At 71.5% G+C, this 14,233-nt stretch carries 12 protein-coding genes and 1 pseudogene; 6 read left to right on the plus strand and 7 right to left on the minus strand.

Annotated elements, in window-relative coordinates; translation table 11 throughout:
- Positions 1-39 precede the first annotated feature (39 nt).
- The gene (locus OHA64_RS36725; protein WP_405620663.1) at positions 40-1,053 is read right to left on the minus strand and encodes a substrate-binding domain-containing protein; all 1,014 of its coding nucleotides are present in this window, start codon (positions 1,051-1,053) and stop codon (positions 40-42) included.
- A gap of 530 nt (positions 1,054-1,583) precedes the next feature.
- Between OHA64_RS36725 and OHA64_RS36730 the strand changes: the two genes are divergently transcribed.
- Both OHA64_RS36730 and mgtA read left to right on the plus strand, forming a co-directional pair.
- Positions 1,584-1,937 carry an ArsR/SmtB family transcription factor gene (locus OHA64_RS36730; RefSeq protein WP_405620665.1) on the plus strand — a complete coding sequence of 118 codons (354 nt, stop codon included), beginning with the start codon at positions 1,584-1,586 and terminating at the stop codon, positions 1,935-1,937.
- Positions 1,927-4,557 (plus strand): magnesium-translocating P-type ATPase, encoded by a 2,631-nt coding sequence (gene mgtA, locus OHA64_RS36735; protein ID WP_405620667.1) that lies wholly within the window; start codon positions 1,927-1,929, stop codon positions 4,555-4,557. The genes OHA64_RS36730 and mgtA overlap by 11 nt, the downstream gene beginning before the upstream one ends.
- Here mgtA and OHA64_RS36740 read toward each other — a convergent pair.
- Positions 4,548-6,092 carry an LCP family protein gene (locus OHA64_RS36740; protein ID WP_405620669.1) on the minus strand — a complete coding sequence of 515 codons (1,545 nt, stop codon included), beginning with the start codon at positions 6,090-6,092 and terminating at the stop codon, positions 4,548-4,550. The two genes, mgtA and OHA64_RS36740, sit on opposite strands and share 10 nt — an antisense overlap.
- A gap of 82 nt (positions 6,093-6,174) precedes the next feature.
- Between OHA64_RS36740 and tatA the strand changes: the two genes are divergently transcribed.
- Complete coding sequence (gene tatA, locus OHA64_RS36745) at positions 6,175-6,528, plus strand: Sec-independent protein translocase subunit TatA (RefSeq protein ID WP_405620671.1); 354 nt, start codon at positions 6,175-6,177, stop codon at positions 6,526-6,528.
- A 726-nt stretch (positions 6,529-7,254) separates the two neighbouring features.
- Here tatA and OHA64_RS36750 read toward each other — a convergent pair.
- Together OHA64_RS36750 and OHA64_RS36755 are read right to left on the minus strand one after the other, a co-directional pair.
- A pseudogene (locus OHA64_RS36750) lies at positions 7,255-7,677 on the minus strand (DUF6114 domain-containing protein); the annotation flags it as partial.
- Entirely contained in the window at positions 7,677-8,375 is a 699-nt protein-coding gene (locus OHA64_RS36755; protein WP_405620673.1) for a DUF6230 family protein, read from the minus strand. The pseudogene OHA64_RS36750 and the gene OHA64_RS36755, both read right to left, overlap by 1 nt.
- Before the next feature lie 645 nt (positions 8,376-9,020).
- Between OHA64_RS36755 and OHA64_RS36760 the strand changes: the two genes are divergently transcribed.
- A complete protein-coding gene (locus tag OHA64_RS36760) occupies positions 9,021-9,671 on the plus strand; it encodes a Tat pathway signal sequence domain protein (protein ID WP_405620675.1) in 651 nt (216 codons plus the stop codon).
- 18 nt (positions 9,672-9,689) lie between these two features.
- Here the strand turns inward: OHA64_RS36760 and OHA64_RS36765 are convergent, their stop codons facing one another.
- From OHA64_RS36765 to OHA64_RS36775, 3 genes are all read right to left on the minus strand, one after another.
- A complete protein-coding gene (locus OHA64_RS36765; protein WP_405620677.1) occupies positions 9,690-10,649 on the minus strand; it encodes a lytic polysaccharide monooxygenase in 960 nt (319 codons plus the stop codon).
- A 216-nt stretch (positions 10,650-10,865) separates the two neighbouring features.
- Positions 10,866-11,720: an NAD(P)H-binding protein gene (locus OHA64_RS36770; RefSeq protein WP_405620679.1), complete on the minus strand. Its 855-nt coding sequence runs from the start codon at positions 11,718-11,720 to the stop codon at positions 10,866-10,868.
- Positions 11,717-12,364 (minus strand): ScbR family autoregulator-binding transcription factor, encoded by a 648-nt coding sequence (locus OHA64_RS36775; protein ID WP_405620681.1) that lies wholly within the window; start codon positions 12,362-12,364, stop codon positions 11,717-11,719. Before OHA64_RS36775 ends, OHA64_RS36770 begins: the two co-directional genes overlap by 4 nt.
- A gap of 182 nt (positions 12,365-12,546) precedes the next feature.
- Here OHA64_RS36775 and OHA64_RS36780 point away from each other — a divergent pair, with 182 nt between their 5' ends.
- Both OHA64_RS36780 and OHA64_RS36785 read left to right on the plus strand, forming a co-directional pair.
- Complete coding sequence (locus OHA64_RS36780; protein WP_405620683.1) at positions 12,547-13,452, plus strand: ScbA/BarX family gamma-butyrolactone biosynthesis protein; 906 nt, start codon at positions 12,547-12,549, stop codon at positions 13,450-13,452.
- Positions 13,453-13,520: 68 nt separating this feature from the next.
- Positions 13,521-14,168: a ScbR family autoregulator-binding transcription factor gene (locus OHA64_RS36785; RefSeq protein ID WP_405620685.1), complete on the plus strand. Its 648-nt coding sequence runs from the start codon at positions 13,521-13,523 to the stop codon at positions 14,166-14,168.
- Positions 14,169-14,233: the final 65 nt, after the last annotated feature.

A 14,233-nucleotide genomic window follows, 5' to 3' on the forward strand; every position in this document is an offset into this window, starting at 1 on the left:
GTCGGGAGGGGCGGAGGGTCCGGAGGCCGGGGGCGCCGGTCAGCGGGTCCCGGCGGTGGCGAAGCGGGCGACCGAGGCGACGTTCTTCCTGGTGACGAAGGCGGGCCCGGTGAGGACGGGAGCCACCCCGCCGCCGCTGACGTTGCCGTTGGTCCGGTACAGCCACAGCGCGTCCACGGCGAGATAGCCCTGCAGATACGGCTGTTGGTCCACCGCGAACTGTACGTTCCCGTCGCGCACGGCCTTGACCAGATTCTTGTCGAGGTCGAAGGTGGCGACCTTGGCCCTGCTGCCCGTCGCCTTCACCGACTCCACCGCGGTGAGCGCGAACTGGGCGCCCAGCGTGACGACTTCGTCGATGGACGGGTCCTGGCGCAGCTGGGCCGTGACGGCGGCGTTCACCGCGTCCAGGTCGGTGCCCTCGACGTAGAGCATCTCGGTCTGGCCGGTGAACGTCTTCTTAACGCCCGCGCAGCGCGCCTCCAGGGCGACGTTGCCCCGCTCGTGGATGACACACAGGGCGTGCTTGGCCTTGACGGCGTTCAGTCTCTCGCCGATGGCCCGGCCCGCGAGGCTCTCGTCCTGGCCGAAGTACTCCAGCAGCCCCTGCGCACGCCAGGCGTCGATACCGGAGTTCAGGCCGACCACGGGGATGCCGGCCGCCTTCGCGTCGGCGACCGGGCTCTTCATCGCCTGCGGCTTGGCGAGAGTCACCGCGATGCCGTCGACTCTGTCGTCGACCGCCTCCCGCACCAACTGCGCCTGCTTGGCCGGATCGGAGTCGCTCGCATACGTCAGGTCGATGCCGTCCTTGGCGGCCGCCGCCCGGGCGCCCTTCTGCACCAGATCCCAGAAGGAGTCCCCTTGGCCGCCGTGGGTGATCAGAACGACCTGTGTGCGGCCGCTTTCCGCACCATCCGCCGCGTCCGCGCCGGTGTCGAGCCCGGAGCCGCCGGATCCGGAGCAGCCGGCCAGGAGCAGGCAGAGCGCGGCGGCCAGGACGGCGGTGCGGACGGATCCGGGGGAGGCCTGAGGTGGGAGAGGAGTGTTCATGGAGCGGGCACCTCGCTGTGCGGCCGAGCAAGAGGAACACAAACGTACGGTCGAAGCACGCAAGGTGCGCTGACCGGTTGAAACTTCATTGGCTTGGAGCCAACCGTGTGTGACCGCCGGTAGTCAAGTGATCGGCCGCTCGCGCTGAGTTGTCGGTGCCGCATCGTGATGATCTTTGCGCAGGCCGGAAGGCCGACGGTGGAGACGGAGGTGAGGCGTGAACCGGAACGAGTCGTTCGGCCCGGCCGCGTCGGCCATCACCCCCTTTGCCGCCCGCCCCAAGGCTTGCCACGACCCCGTACCTCGCGATGTCCTCGTCCCGGAACGCCTCGGCGCCGGTGTCGTCCGGACACCAGGAGGGTGCCGCGCCCGGGCGGCAGGGCAGCGGTTTCCGGCGACCTAGACTGGTAAGGCCCCCACACTTCGTCCGTCGGGTCTTCCCTCGGACGGGACGGACGCAACGGACACGACGGACACGGCAGTTACGACGGGACCACGGGACCACGGGCGACGGACAGGAGGACGAGGAGATGACGGCGGACGGCCACGGCTTCGACGACCCCTCCGCCGACGTGCTCGCGCAGGCCGCCGCGGCCTTCGGACTGCTCGCCTCACCGGCCAGGTTGCACATCGTGTGGGCGCTGGCCCACGGCGAGAGCGACGTCACCGGGCTCGCGGAGCGGGTCGGCGGCGCGCTGCCCGCCGTCAGCCAGCACCTGACCAAGCTGAAGCTGGCCGGTCTGGTCCGCTCCCGCCGTGAGGGACGCCGCCAGGTGTACTTCGTCGACGCCGACGAACAGGCGGCCCTCGTGGACGTGGTGCGGCTGATGGTCGGCCGGCTGTCCGACGGTGCCGCCCCGGCCCGCCACCTCCGTGGCCTCTGACCCCGCGGTCTCCGAGTCCTCCGAGTCCGCCGAGGACACCTCCCTCCAGGCGCTGCGGCGACTGGACACCGGCCCGCGCGGACTGACCGAGGCAGAGGCCCAGACCCGGCTCGCGCGGACCGGCGAGAACACGCTCCCCGAACTCCGTACGCTCTCCTGGCCCCGTCGGTTCGTGCGCGGCCCGCGGGACCCCTTCACCGCCGTACTGCTCTGTCTGGGCCTGGTCTCGGCGGCCGTCGCCTCCTGGGGCACCGCCGCGGTGATCCTCGCCCTGGTCGCGGTCAGCTGCGTACTGCGGGCGAGCGGCGAGCACCGTGCCGACCGTTCCATGGCCGCGCTGCGCGCCCTGGTCGCCGGCACGGCCACCGTGCTGCGGCGCGAGGAGGGCGGCCCCTCGGGCCCGTCGGTACGGGAGATCCCGGTGGCCGAGCTGGTCCCGGGGGACGTGATCCGTCTCGGTCCCGGTGATCTGGTCCCCGCGGACGTACGACTCCTGCGGACCCGCGGGCTGACCGTGCACCAGGCGGCACTGACCGGGGAGTCGGCGCCGGTGGCGAAGACGGCGGAGGACGGGCCAGGCACCGGCCACCGCGGCGGAGGTGGAGTGGACGGGCCCGGCGCCGGCCACCTCGGGGACTGCGGAGAAGACGGGTCCTTCGCGGCGCCGTACCTGTGCTTCCAGGGCAGCGGTGTCGTCACCGGCAGTGCCACCGCCGTCGTCCTCGCCACGGGCCCGCGGACCCGGCTGGCCGCCGCGCACCGCCCGGCGCCGGGCCGGCGGACGCAGAGCGCCTTCGACCGGTCCGTGTTCGGCATCTCCTGGGTACTGATCCGGTTCATGCTGCTCACCCCGCCCTTCGTCCTGATGGCCAACGCGGCCCTGCGCGGCCGGGGTTCGGAGACGCTGCCGTTCGCCGTCGCGGTGGCCGTCGGACTCACCCCCGAGATGCTCCCCGTGATCGTCACGACCTGTCTGGCCCGCGGCGCCGCGCTGCTCGCCCGCACCCACGGCGTGATCGTCAAGCGGCTGCCCGCCCTGCACGATCTGGGCGCGGTGGACGTGCTGTGCGTCGACAAGACCGGCACCCTCACCCAGGACCGGCCGGTCGTCGAGCGGTCCCTCGACCCGGCCGGGCGGGACGACCCCGACGTACTGCGCTGGGCCGCCGTCAACGCCTGGTGGACCCTCCAACTCGCCGACCTGCCCGCCCCGGACGCCCTCGACGAGGCTCTCCTGGAGGCCGCCGGACCGGTCGGCGAGGAGGAGGACGGCGTGGACGCCGTGCCCTTCGATCCGGTTCGCAGGCTGGCCGCCGCGGTGGTCCACGGCCGCCTCGGCACACACACCCTGGTCGTCAAGGGTGCCGTGGAGGACGTACTGGAACGGTGCGTCCTCGAAGGGGCGGAGCGCCGGCGGCTGAGCGCGTTCGCCGTACGCGAGGCGGCGGCCGGGCTGCGGCTGCTGGCCGTGGCCACGGCCGACCGACCGGCCCGCACCCGCGCGTACACGCCGGCCGACGAACGCGGCCTGACCTTCCGGGGCTTCGTCACCTTCCGGGACGCCCTCGTCCCGACCGCGGCCGAGGCGCTGCGCCGGCTCACCGCTCTCGGAGTCACGGTCCAGGTCCTCACCGGCGACCACCCGGACACGGCCGCGCGGGCCTGCCGCGACCTGGGACTGGACCCGGGGGAGGTACGCGTGGCGAACGGACCGGCCGAGGCGCACGGCACCGGTGGGTCCGACACCGGCCCCGGCCGAACCACCGTCGTGGCCCGCTGCACCCCCGCCGACAAGGCCCGTGTCGTCGCCGGTCTGCGGGCCGCCGGGCACACCGTCGGCTTCCTCGGCGACGGGGTCAACGACGTGCCCGCCCTGCGCGCCGCCGACGTCGGCATCGCGCCCCGGGGCGCCGTCGACGCGGCCCGGGAGGCCGCCGACGTGGTGCTGGCCGACAAGGGCCTCGCGGCGATCGGACACGCGGTCACCGCCGGACGGCAGGCCGGCGGCAACATCGCCTCGTATCTGCGCGTCACCCTCTCCTCGAATGTCGGCAACGTCCTCGCGATGCTCTCCGCCGGCCTGCTGCTGCCCTTCCTGCCGATGCTCCCGGTCCAGGTCCTCGTGCAGAACCTGTGCTTCGACGCGGCCCAGCTCGCCTTCGCCCACGACCGTCCCGGGGCGGCGGCGCTGAGCCGGCCTGCTGTGCTGCGGCCGCGCGCCTTCCTCCGGTTCATCACCGGCTTCGGCGCGCTGAACGCGGTCGCCGACCTCGCCACCTTCGCCGTCCTCGCGCTCGCGCTGCGCGGACCCGACGGGCTCGACGACCGTACGGTGTTCCACTCCGCCTGGTTCACCGAGAACCTGGTCACCCAGGCCCTGGTGATGCTGCTCCTGCGCACCGGCCGAGGCCCTGCCGAGGGCCGTGGCCGGGGCCCCGTCGGCAGGGCGGCGGCCCTGCTCGCCGTCGCCGGACTGCTGCTGCCGCCGAGCCCGCTGGGCACGTCGCTCGGTATGACCGCCCTGCCCGCCGCCTCCTACCTGCTGCTCGCCGCGGTCCTCGGCCTGTACGCCCTCGCGCTGACCGCGGCCCGGGCGTGGCACGAGGGACGTCAGCCGTAGGTCAGGTTCGAGCAGGGGTCGTCGTCCGCGGACCGGGCACCGTCCGCGACCTCCGAGGGCACGGCTGTCGGGGTCGGCGAGGCGCTCACGTCGGTGGTGCCGACGTACGACTGGCCGAGTACGACACTGATCCCGGAGCCGGTGACGGGCTCGATCCCGGCGCCCGGGAAGGCCCTGGCGACGGTCTGGGCCCGGGTCCTCAGTCCCGGGCCGTACTCGACGAGGGTGACCGGGTGGTCCTGGGCGGACGCCGTCGCCGTACCGGTGACCGTGAAGCCGTCCGCGGTGAGCGCGGCGGCGGCGCGGGCGGCCAGGCCGGTCACGGTGGTGCCGTTGTAGACGGCGACCTCGATGCCGTCGCCGGAGACGGAGACGGAGACGGAGGCGGCGCCGGCGGCCGGCGTGGGGGAGGGGGAGGACGCGGACGTGTCCATGCCCTGCTTCGCGCCCGCGTTCTTGCCGTCGATGGTGCGGTCCGCCTTGAGCGCCGCCCACAGCGCGTCGGCGTCGGGCTGCACGATCGCGACCCGTGAACCCTCGTACCGCCAGGGCAGCGTGACGAACTTGGTGTTGTGCAGGTCGATGTCCTTCAGGGACATCGCGAACGAGAGGAGTTTGTCGGCGGAGCCCAGGCCGGGGTCGACGGTCAGCGACTCGGTGGCCGCGTCGGCGAGCGGCAGCAGCTTGGCCGGGGACATGCCCTTGCTCTTCACCTCCTTCAACAGGCTTGCCACGAAAGCCTGTTGGCGCTTGATGCGGCCGATGTCGGACCCGTCACCGATGCCGTGCCGGATGCGGACGTAGTCCAGCGCCCGCTGTCCCGAGACGGTCTGCGCGCCCTTCTTGAACAGCAGCTTGCCGGGGGTCGTGCGGTGCGGGTCGAGGTCGTTCTCGTAGACGTCCTGCGGGAGGCAGACCCGTACGCCGCCCACCACCTCGGTGAGGCGGGCGAAGCCCTTGAAGTCGACGACGACGGTGTGGTCGACGCGCAGGCCGGTGAGCTGCTCGACCGTGTTCTGGGTGCAGGCGGGGTTGCCCCGGGCGGTCTGGCCGACGGAGTAGGCCGCGTTGAACATGGTGTCGGTCTGCGTCCTCGTCCAGCCACCGTCGGACAGTTTGCACGGCGGGACAGTGACCAGGGTGTCGCGGGGGATGGAGACGGCCAGGGCGTGCCGGTGGTCGGCGTATATGTGCAGCAGGAACGTCGTGTCCGAGCGGCCTATGTCGTTCTTGTCGCCGCCGCCGAGCGCGGCGTTGCCGCCGGTGCGCGCGTCGGAGCCGATGACCAGCACGTTCTCGCCCTTCGACGCGCCGGCTTCGGGCCGGTTGTCGGACAGCCCGCCCGCGTCGAACGTGGTGATGTTGCCGTCCAGTCGCAGATAGAGCCAGCCGGCTCCAGCTCCCGTGAGCACCAGCAGGGTGAGACAGACCACGAGCACGACACGGGCCCGGCCGCCGCGCCGGCGTCTGCGCTCCCGGCGTGTGGCGGGCCGGTGGCGCTGCGGAGCTGTCCTGCGGTGGCTGCTCACGGTCATCGGCGCCCTCCTGTGCCTCACCTTGGGTTGTACAGTTGCGCAATGTAGCAACTGTTGAGCGAAGGAAAACGAGAGGGCTGTCATGCTGCGCAACGGACTGGAACCCTGGCACCTGCTGGTCCTGGCGATCGTGATCATCGTGCTCTTCGGCTCGAAGAAACTGCCGGACACGGCGCGGGCCTTCGGCAAGTCGATGCGCATCCTCAAGAGCGAGGCGAAGGCGCTGAAGGACGCGAGCGCGACGCCGGGGGCGCAGGCTGACGCGAAGGCGGAAGCGGAGGCAGGCCCGACGGTGACGGCGAACGTGACCGGTGCGAACGGGACTGACGCGAAGGGGGCCGACGCGCACGTGACCGATGCGAACGTGACCGGTGCGAACGGGGCGGCGGTGACAGTGAACGTGCCGGTGTCGGAGCCGCCCGCTGCCACGCGGTGAGCGCCTCGGGCGGGGCCGTCGGAGCCGGGTGGCTCTGGGCCGCTTGATGGCGGATGGCTCGGCGGGGCCGTCCGATTGCCGGGTGGCCGGAGGGTTGTTGGACGCCGAATGGCTCCGGGGCACCCGATGTTGAATGGTTGCGGGCCTGCCCGATGCGGGATGGCTGAAGGGCTGTCGGACGCCGAATGGCTCCGGGCTGCCCGATGCCGGATTTCTCGGGGCCGCCCGATGCCGCCTGGCTGAGGGGCGGCCCGATGTCTACGGCTCCGGGCGGCCTGTCCTCGGGCCACTCCGGGCGGCCTGACTTCGGACGGCTCAGGGCGGCCTGACCTCGGGCCACTCCGGGCCGGGGAGTCGTCCGACGCCAGGCCACCCGACCCCGGACCACCCGACCCGGGCCACCCGAACCCATGCCATCCGAACCCCGGGCCGCCCGACGCCGGGCAACCCCGGGCCGCAGGCCGCCCGACCCCGGACCACCCGAACCCATGCCATCCGACCCCCAGGCCGCCCGGCGCCGGGCAACTCCGGGCCGCAGGCCGCCCGAACCCCGGACCACCCGACCCCGGGCCGCAGGCCGCCCGGTGAGCTCACCGGGTGACCGGGCGGGCCTCAGACGGATTCGACGGTCTGTCGTTGACCGGCCTGACGCTGAGCCGTCTCGTCGTGAACCGGCCCGTCCTGAACCGGCCCGTCGTGAGCGGTCGGTCCGGCGGAGGCCGCCCCGTGGAGTTCCTTCGCCTCGCGCGCCCTCTTCCGGCGTTGCCGTCGGCTCACGCGCGGCGCCTGGTCGGGCAGCCAGCCGAAGGCGAGGCAGCTTCCCACCGCCCCCAGCAGGAGGCCGATGAAGAAGCCGCCCAGGTTCGAGGTGAGCCAGGTTCCCAGGGACAGCAGGATGCCGGTGATCGAGTAGAAGAGGCGCTGCGCGGGATTGAAGAGGATCAGCAACCCCAGCAGCACCATCAGGCCCGGCAGGAGGTAACCGGCCAGGCCCTGCATGCCGATGTGCATGACGACCTTGAGCGACGCCTTCTCGGTGAGCAGGATCTCCGCTCCGCCCAGGGCGAGCAGCAGCCCGCCCCAGAACGGACGGCGGGCCCGCCAGTTCCGGAAGCCGGAGCGCGTGTCCTGACCTGGCCGGCCCGACATCAGCAGCCCTTGTCGCTGAAGCTCAGCTTCAGACCCGGCAGCTTGAACACGCCGGCGGTGGTGGCGTAGTTGGTCTGCCGCAGGTTGGCGATACGCACGGTGTCGGCCTGCTGGCTGAAGACGCCGAGCGGTCCCTTCACGCCGGCCTTGGTGAGGGTGCTGGCGTCGTTGCCGATCTCGATGTTGGTGAAGGCGGCGTTACCCGACAGCTCGGTCGAGTCGGTGGTCAGGTCGCTCGCCTTGACCTTCTGCGACCCGCTGCCGGCCTTGATGAGCAGGTTGGTGCCGCCCAGGTCGACGCTCTGGCACAGCGAGTCGAGCGTGGCGTTCTTGATGGCCGAGGTGACGACCAGCACCTGGCCGCCGGTGTCGCCCGCGTTCGGGTTCTTCTCGCCCTCGGCCATGCCGTCGAGGCCGCCGAACTGCTCGAAACCGGTGCCTTTGAGCTCGGTCGCGGTGACCGTGAAGGGCATGCCGGAGATGGCGAACTGGACGCCAAGCGCTCCCTCGGCGGTCAGGATCGCGAGCCCCGCGGCGACGGCTGCGGCCGGCACCGCCATGATCGCGGCCCGGCGCGCCCGCACCCGCCCGCGTCTGACGGAACCGTCGGGGGCTTCGGGCACTTCGGTTGCGGAACCGCTTTCCGGGTTCTCTGGGGTGTTACCGGCGGACGAGGTGACGTCCGAGGACGAGGCCATGTGCTGCTCCTGTGGGCATAGTCAATGCAGTTGGGCTTCAGGTTCAGTTGGCACGTTGTCCTGGCGCGGACAGCGAACCGGTGCGCACGCCTCCCCACAACTCCCGGTGGATGCAAGGGCTTTCTCGTTACGCATCAGTAGCCAAGCAGGAAGTTACCGGTGGTTACATTCGAGGGTCAAGCAAGTTGTGAGAAAAGGGTGTCGATTATGTGCCGCCTGTGATCCAACTGCTGCCCGGATGACAAAAAGGCCGCCCAGAACCGTTAACTGGCTTGTAAGACCTTGACGTTGACTGACACTCAGGTCTACAACTCTCCCTGGCTTCCCCCGGATCCGTGGCGCCGGATCCAGCCGCTTCCCGGACGTTCTGTCCAGTACGGGCATGTCATTGCCCGAGTCAGCCCCTTCACGGCACCCACACGGTCGCTTCCCCCCTGAGGCCGTGCCGGGCCGCCCTCCCACCCGGCCCGGCCGGGAGGCCCACCTCCATTGGGTCTCCGGCCGGTCACCGGTCGGCTGCCGTTGCCGGTACGTCACGTACGGAGAAGGCGTCACGGGCCGGCAACGGCGTACCGAACCGCGTCCCCTTCACGGGAAGCCAACCCTCACCGCGGAAGAATCCGCCCCCAGAAAAGAGGCACCCGCATGCGTACCCGTTCCCTCCTCGCCCTCACCGGAGCCGTCGCCGCCCTGACCCTGGCGGCCGTCCCCGCGTCCGCGGCCGACACCCCGGTCCTCACCACCGGCGGGCTCGGCGGTACGCCCGTCGCCGTCGGCGACGTCCTCACCGCGCCGCTGGCCACCGGCACCACCGCGACCCTCTACTCCAGCGCGACCGGCACGAGCGGCGTCTCCTGCACGAAGTCGCAGTTCACCGCCACCGTCACCGACAACCCGGCCGCGCCCGGCACGGCCACCGAGTCGCTCAGCGGCCACACCTTCGACAGCAGCACCTGCAGCACCAACGTCGTCGGCGTGCTCGGCGTCACCGGCATCACGGTCAACAACCTGCCGTACACGACCGCCGTGAGCTCCGACGGCACCGTCACGGTCACCGCGCCGAGCGGCTCCGCCGTCCAGACCACGGTCGTGCTGCGCACCCTGCTCGGCAGCATCAACTGCGTCTACCAGACGCCCAGTCTGACCGGCAAGGCCGACAACGCCGACAACAGCATCTCCTTCACCAAGCAGCAGTTCACCAAGACGTCCGGCTCCTCGCTGTGCTTCGCCAACGGCTACTTCACCGCGAAGTACGCCCCGGTGACGGACGGCAGCGCGCTGGTGTACGTGAACTGACGCTGTTCCGCCCGGCGTTCAGCGTCGGCGCAACCGCAGCGCCAGGGCGGCGCCCCCGCTGAGCAACAGCACCGCGGCGGCGCCGCCCGCCACCGCCGGCGTGGACGGGCCGGAGTCCGAGTCGGCCGTGGAGGCCACCGGAGTGCTGTCCGGGGCGGCGCCGGCCTCGGCGCGGCTTCCGCCGGAAGGGGCGGTGCCCGGTGTCGGCCCGGTCGCCGCCGGGCTCCGCGGCGCGGACTTCGTGGGTTTCGCGGACTTCGCGGGCGACTCGGCGGCGCTCTCCCTGTCGTCCGTGGCCGAGCCCGATCCCCCGCCGGCCTGCGCGCCCGAGCTCTTCGCCGCCGGGAACATCACGTCCGAGCACGAGTAGTACGTGTCCGGCGTACTGCTGTTCTGCCAGATCGTGTACAGCACATGCCGTCCCGTCCGGTCGGACGGCAGTGTCGCGTCGAGCCGGTACGCCCCGTTCGTCAGCGTCGGGTCCGTCACCTGCGCGAACGGCTTCTCCGGAAGGTCCGACCAGGTCAGCGGCTTCGTCGGGTCGTAGCCGGGCTTGGTGAGATAGAGCTTGAACGTGCCGGTGTGCGGGATCGTCGAGGCGTACCGCATGGTCAGCGAGGCGCCGGGCGTCATACGGGTGGACGGCCAGTCGGCGCGGGCGAGGTCGAGGCCCCGATAGGCGGGCAGCCCGCCGCTGCACAGCTTTCCGTCGGGGACGGTCTGCCGGTCCCGGCCGTTCACGTTCGCGATGCGCAGGTTGTCCCAGGCGGTGAAGGGCGACCCGTTCGCGGCGACGGCGGCCCGGCAGGCGGCGGTGCCCGACTTCCCGCCGTCGGGGGAGCAGCCGTAGACCCGGCTGACCGGGTCCGTGGGGGCGCCGTGCGCCACGGCGGGCGCCGCCGCCCACACGCCCAGCAGCAGTGGACTCGCGGCGGTCATCGCCAGAACGGCGGTGCGGTGTGCGGTCGTCCGGGGCATCCGGATCGTCTCCTCGGGCGGAACGGTAACGGCGCGCCTCGGGACGGGAACGGTCTGCTCCCGGCCGGTGCGGTCTGCTCCCCTGCAGTACGGAGAACCACCCTCGCCCGTTCACCTCGCCGTGCCTCGCCGTGCCTCGCCGTGCCTCGCAGTGCGTCGACAGAGCGGACACTGTCGTTTCAGCCGTGCGAGCGGCGGGCGTCGCTCGTGCGTTGCTCAGGCACGGAACGTCGCGAGGTGCTCGGTGGCCCAGTCCCGATAGGAGCGTGCGGGCCGGCCCAGTAGTTCGCTGATGATCGGATCCACTCGCCCCTTCGCCCCGGCCCGCCCCCGCGAGGCACTCTCCATCAGGGCCCGCGCCACCGGGGCGGGATAGCGTCGCAGCAGCCCTGCCAGCACCTGATCATCCGTCAACTCAAGGAATCGCAGGGGGCGTCGGAGCAGTTCCGAGAGGATCTCCGTCTGCCGCACCGGACTCACCTCATCGGGCCCGGTGAGAGCGTGCCCCCGCCCGGCATGCTCCGCCACGTCGGTCAGTGCCCGCACCGCCACCTCCGCGATGTCCCGAGGATCGACCGCCGCGGTCGCCGCGTCGCCGTGCGGGGCGCGCACCACGCCGTCCTCACGGATCGAGCGTGCCCAGCCCAGGGTGTTCGACATGAAGGCCCGCGGCCGCAACACGGTCCAGGTGAGGCCGGAGGCCCGCAGCAGCCGTTCGTTCTCCCGGTGCCACTCGGTGACCAGATCGGTGGCCTCGGGCTCGACCACTGACAGGGTCGTCACCTTCACCACATGACGGACTCCCGCCGAGCGGGCCGCCGTCAGGAAGTTCTCGTCATGGGCGTGCGTGAGCGGATCGACGGTGACCAGCAGCGCCGACCGCACCCCGGCCAGTGCCCGCCGCAGACCGGCGGGATCCTCGAAGTCCCCGCCCACCACCTCGGTGTGCGGTCCCGCCAGGTCCGCGGCGCGCCGGGGATCCCGGGTCAGCAGGCGTACCGGCTCGGTGCCGCCCAGCCGCCGGGCGGTGAGTCCGCCGACGGTACCGGTCGCCCCGGTCAGCAGGATCACGACGCCGCGGCCTCGAGCGAGGCGAGGACCCGGGCGCCGCGGTCGGCCTTGCTGTCCAGGGCGAGCAGCAGTCCCGGCACCGCGATGCTCGGCAGGACGTGCGCCCACAGCACGGACAACCGGTGTCCGAGATCGTCCCGGTCGGCCAGTGCCCGCGACATCAGCTGAATGCCGGTGAACGACCCCACCAGCAGCTCCACCGTCTCCCGCGGATCCACCGTGGGCAGCAACTCGCCCTGCGTCCGCGCCCGTTCCAGCAGCGAGGTCAGCCGGTCCGCCCACTGCCGGAACGGCTCGCCGTGATCGACCCCGGACGGCGTCGCCTGGTCCACCGCCAGCCGTACGCTGCCTCGCAACAGGGCGTTGTTCAACAGCCGCTGACCGACCACGAAGGTCATGTCGATGGCCTCCTGCAACTTGCAGGGCTGCGGCGGCACGGCCCCGAACGGCACCTGCTCGTCGAGTACCGCCTGGGCGAGGGACTCCTTGGACGGGAAGTGGAAATACAGGGCGCCCTTGGTGACGTCGGCCCGTTCCAGCACCATGGCGATGGTGGTGGTGGTGTAGCCGTGCTCGTCGAAGACCGCGCCCGCCGCTTCCAGAATCACCCTGCGCGTCCTGATGGCGCGCTCCTGTTGTGCCATAAGAGCCCCTCCGCTGCGCCGAGTTGTCCGGTGCCCGCATTCGTGTGCCGCAGTGGCCCCGATCATAAGGTGCCGGCGTCCGATCTCATTGAAAACAAACCGGTCGCCTCGTACTCTGACGCTCACCGGAGTGGACGTTTCACCGTCTGCACATGGCCTTTCGGGGGACCGTAGGGAGAGACATGCCTCAACCACGGCAACTTGCCGAAACCCCGTCCATGACGGCGACCGTGCCCCGCCAACTCGTTCACCGCGCGGCGGTCGCGGAGACCTTTCTCACCGGCTGGCACCGGATCGCGGAGCACCGCTTCTCCGTCTCGGCGCAGTGGCCGCGCGCACACGGTTTACACGTGTCCGCAGACCGGTCCGCGTACGACCCGTTGCTCGTCGTGGAGACGGTGCGGCAGAGCGGAACACTGATCGCGCACGCCGAGTACGACGTGCCGCTGGACCACCACTTCGTGCTCCACGAGTTTGATGTGGACACGTTTCCGCAGTACTTGGCCGTGGGGGCGGTCCCCGCCGAGCTGACCGTGGACGTCGACTTCGTCGACGTCCAGTACCGGGGGCGCCGTCCGGTGGGCGCCCGTTACACGGCTCAGGTGCTGCGGGGCGGGGAACGGGTCGCGACCGCGACGCGGGTGGTGTTCACCTGCATAAGCGAGCCCGTCTACCGTCGGCTGCGGGGCGGCCGTACCGCAGCCACCGTGGCTCCCTTTCCACTGCCGCCCGCGCTGCCGCCCGCCGGCGTGGGCAGGGCGCTGCCCGCGGACGTGGTCCTCGCCCCGTCCGGGCACCCTGGTCGGTGGCAGCTGCGAGTAGATACCGCACACCCCGTTTTTTTCGACCACCCCCTCGACCATGTCCCCGGCATGCTGCTGCTGGAAGCCGCCCGTCAGGCCGTCAGGGCGCACACCAGCGGCGCCCGTTCGCCGGTGTCGTTCAGGATCACCTTCGATCGATACGCCGAACTGGACGAACCTGCCTGGATCGAGACGGCGGACGGGGCCGGGGGCGTCGTACAAGTCGTGGGGAGGCAGGGCGATTCGACGGTCTTCGCGTGCACGGTCGACACCGCTGCCCGGTGAGTTATCGTGTACGAGGAACCAGAAACAAACGGCATGCCCCGTTCTTTCCCGCAGGAGTTGTTCCGTCGATGCCGAGGCAGTTACGCGCCGAGCAGACCCGCTCGACGATCATCACGGCCGCCGCCGACCTGTTCGACCGGCACGGCTATGAGTCGACCAGCCTGAGCGACATCGTCGAGCATGCCCAAGTCACCAAAGGCGCCCTCTACTTCCACTTCGCGGCCAAGGAGGACCTGGCCCACGCGATCATGGAGTTGCAGTCCCGCGCCTCACGACGGTTGGCGAGCGACGCGGACGGGCGGGGCTACACCTCGCTCGAGTCGCTGATGCGCATCACCTTCGGCATAGCGCGGCTGTCCGTCGAGGACCCGATTCCCCGGGCCGGCCTCCGCCTGGCCACCGGGGGAGTGCCGGTGCGCCCACCCCTGCGGCACCCCTTCACCGAGTGGCTGGAGCTCTCCTCCCGCAAACTCCTCGGCGCGGTCAAGGAGTCCGACCTTCATCCGGAGACGGACGTCGACATCGTCGCCCACTCCCTGGTCTGCTTCTTCGTCGGCACCCGCGTGGTGGGCAGTTCCCTCGAACCCGTGACCCGCCAGCCCCGAAGACTGGCCGAGATGTGGCACATGATGATCCGCGGCATGGTCCCGGTGCCTCGACGGGCGCGGTATCTGACCCTGGTCGCGCAGTTGGAGCGGGAGATCAGGACGATGTGACGGGGACGGTGACGGGGACGGTGACGGGGACGGGGACGAGGGGAAGGCGGAGCCCAGGGCTGGGG

Origin of the sequence: Streptomyces sp. NBC_00076 (genome assembly GCF_045041235.1) — a bacterium.
Lineage (GTDB): Bacteria > Actinomycetota > Actinomycetes > Streptomycetales > Streptomycetaceae > Streptomyces.

Coding starts and splice junctions, on each gene's coding strand:
- OHA64_RS36730 (WP_405620665.1), top strand. CDS start 1,584: ATGACGGCGGACGGCCACGGCTTCGACGACCCCTCCGCCGACGTGCTC.
- tatA (WP_405620671.1), top strand. CDS start 6,175: ATGCTGCGCAACGGACTGGAACCCTGGCACCTGCTGGTCCTGGCGATC.
- OHA64_RS36725 (WP_405620663.1), bottom strand. CDS start 1,053: ATGAACACTCCTCTCCCACCTCAGGCCTCCCCCGGATCCGTCCGCACC.
- OHA64_RS36740 (WP_405620669.1), bottom strand. CDS start 6,092: ATGACCGTGAGCAGCCACCGCAGGACAGCTCCGCAGCGCCACCGGCCC.
- OHA64_RS36785 (WP_405620685.1), top strand. CDS start 13,521: ATGCCGAGGCAGTTACGCGCCGAGCAGACCCGCTCGACGATCATCACG.
- OHA64_RS36780 (WP_405620683.1), top strand. CDS start 12,547: ATGCCTCAACCACGGCAACTTGCCGAAACCCCGTCCATGACGGCGACC.
- OHA64_RS36760 (WP_405620675.1), top strand. CDS start 9,021: ATGCGTACCCGTTCCCTCCTCGCCCTCACCGGAGCCGTCGCCGCCCTG.
- OHA64_RS36765 (WP_405620677.1), bottom strand. CDS start 10,649: ATGCCCCGGACGACCGCACACCGCACCGCCGTTCTGGCGATGACCGCC.
- OHA64_RS36775 (WP_405620681.1), bottom strand. CDS start 12,364: ATGGCACAACAGGAGCGCGCCATCAGGACGCGCAGGGTGATTCTGGAA.
- OHA64_RS36755 (WP_405620673.1), bottom strand. CDS start 8,375: ATGGCCTCGTCCTCGGACGTCACCTCGTCCGCCGGTAACACCCCAGAG.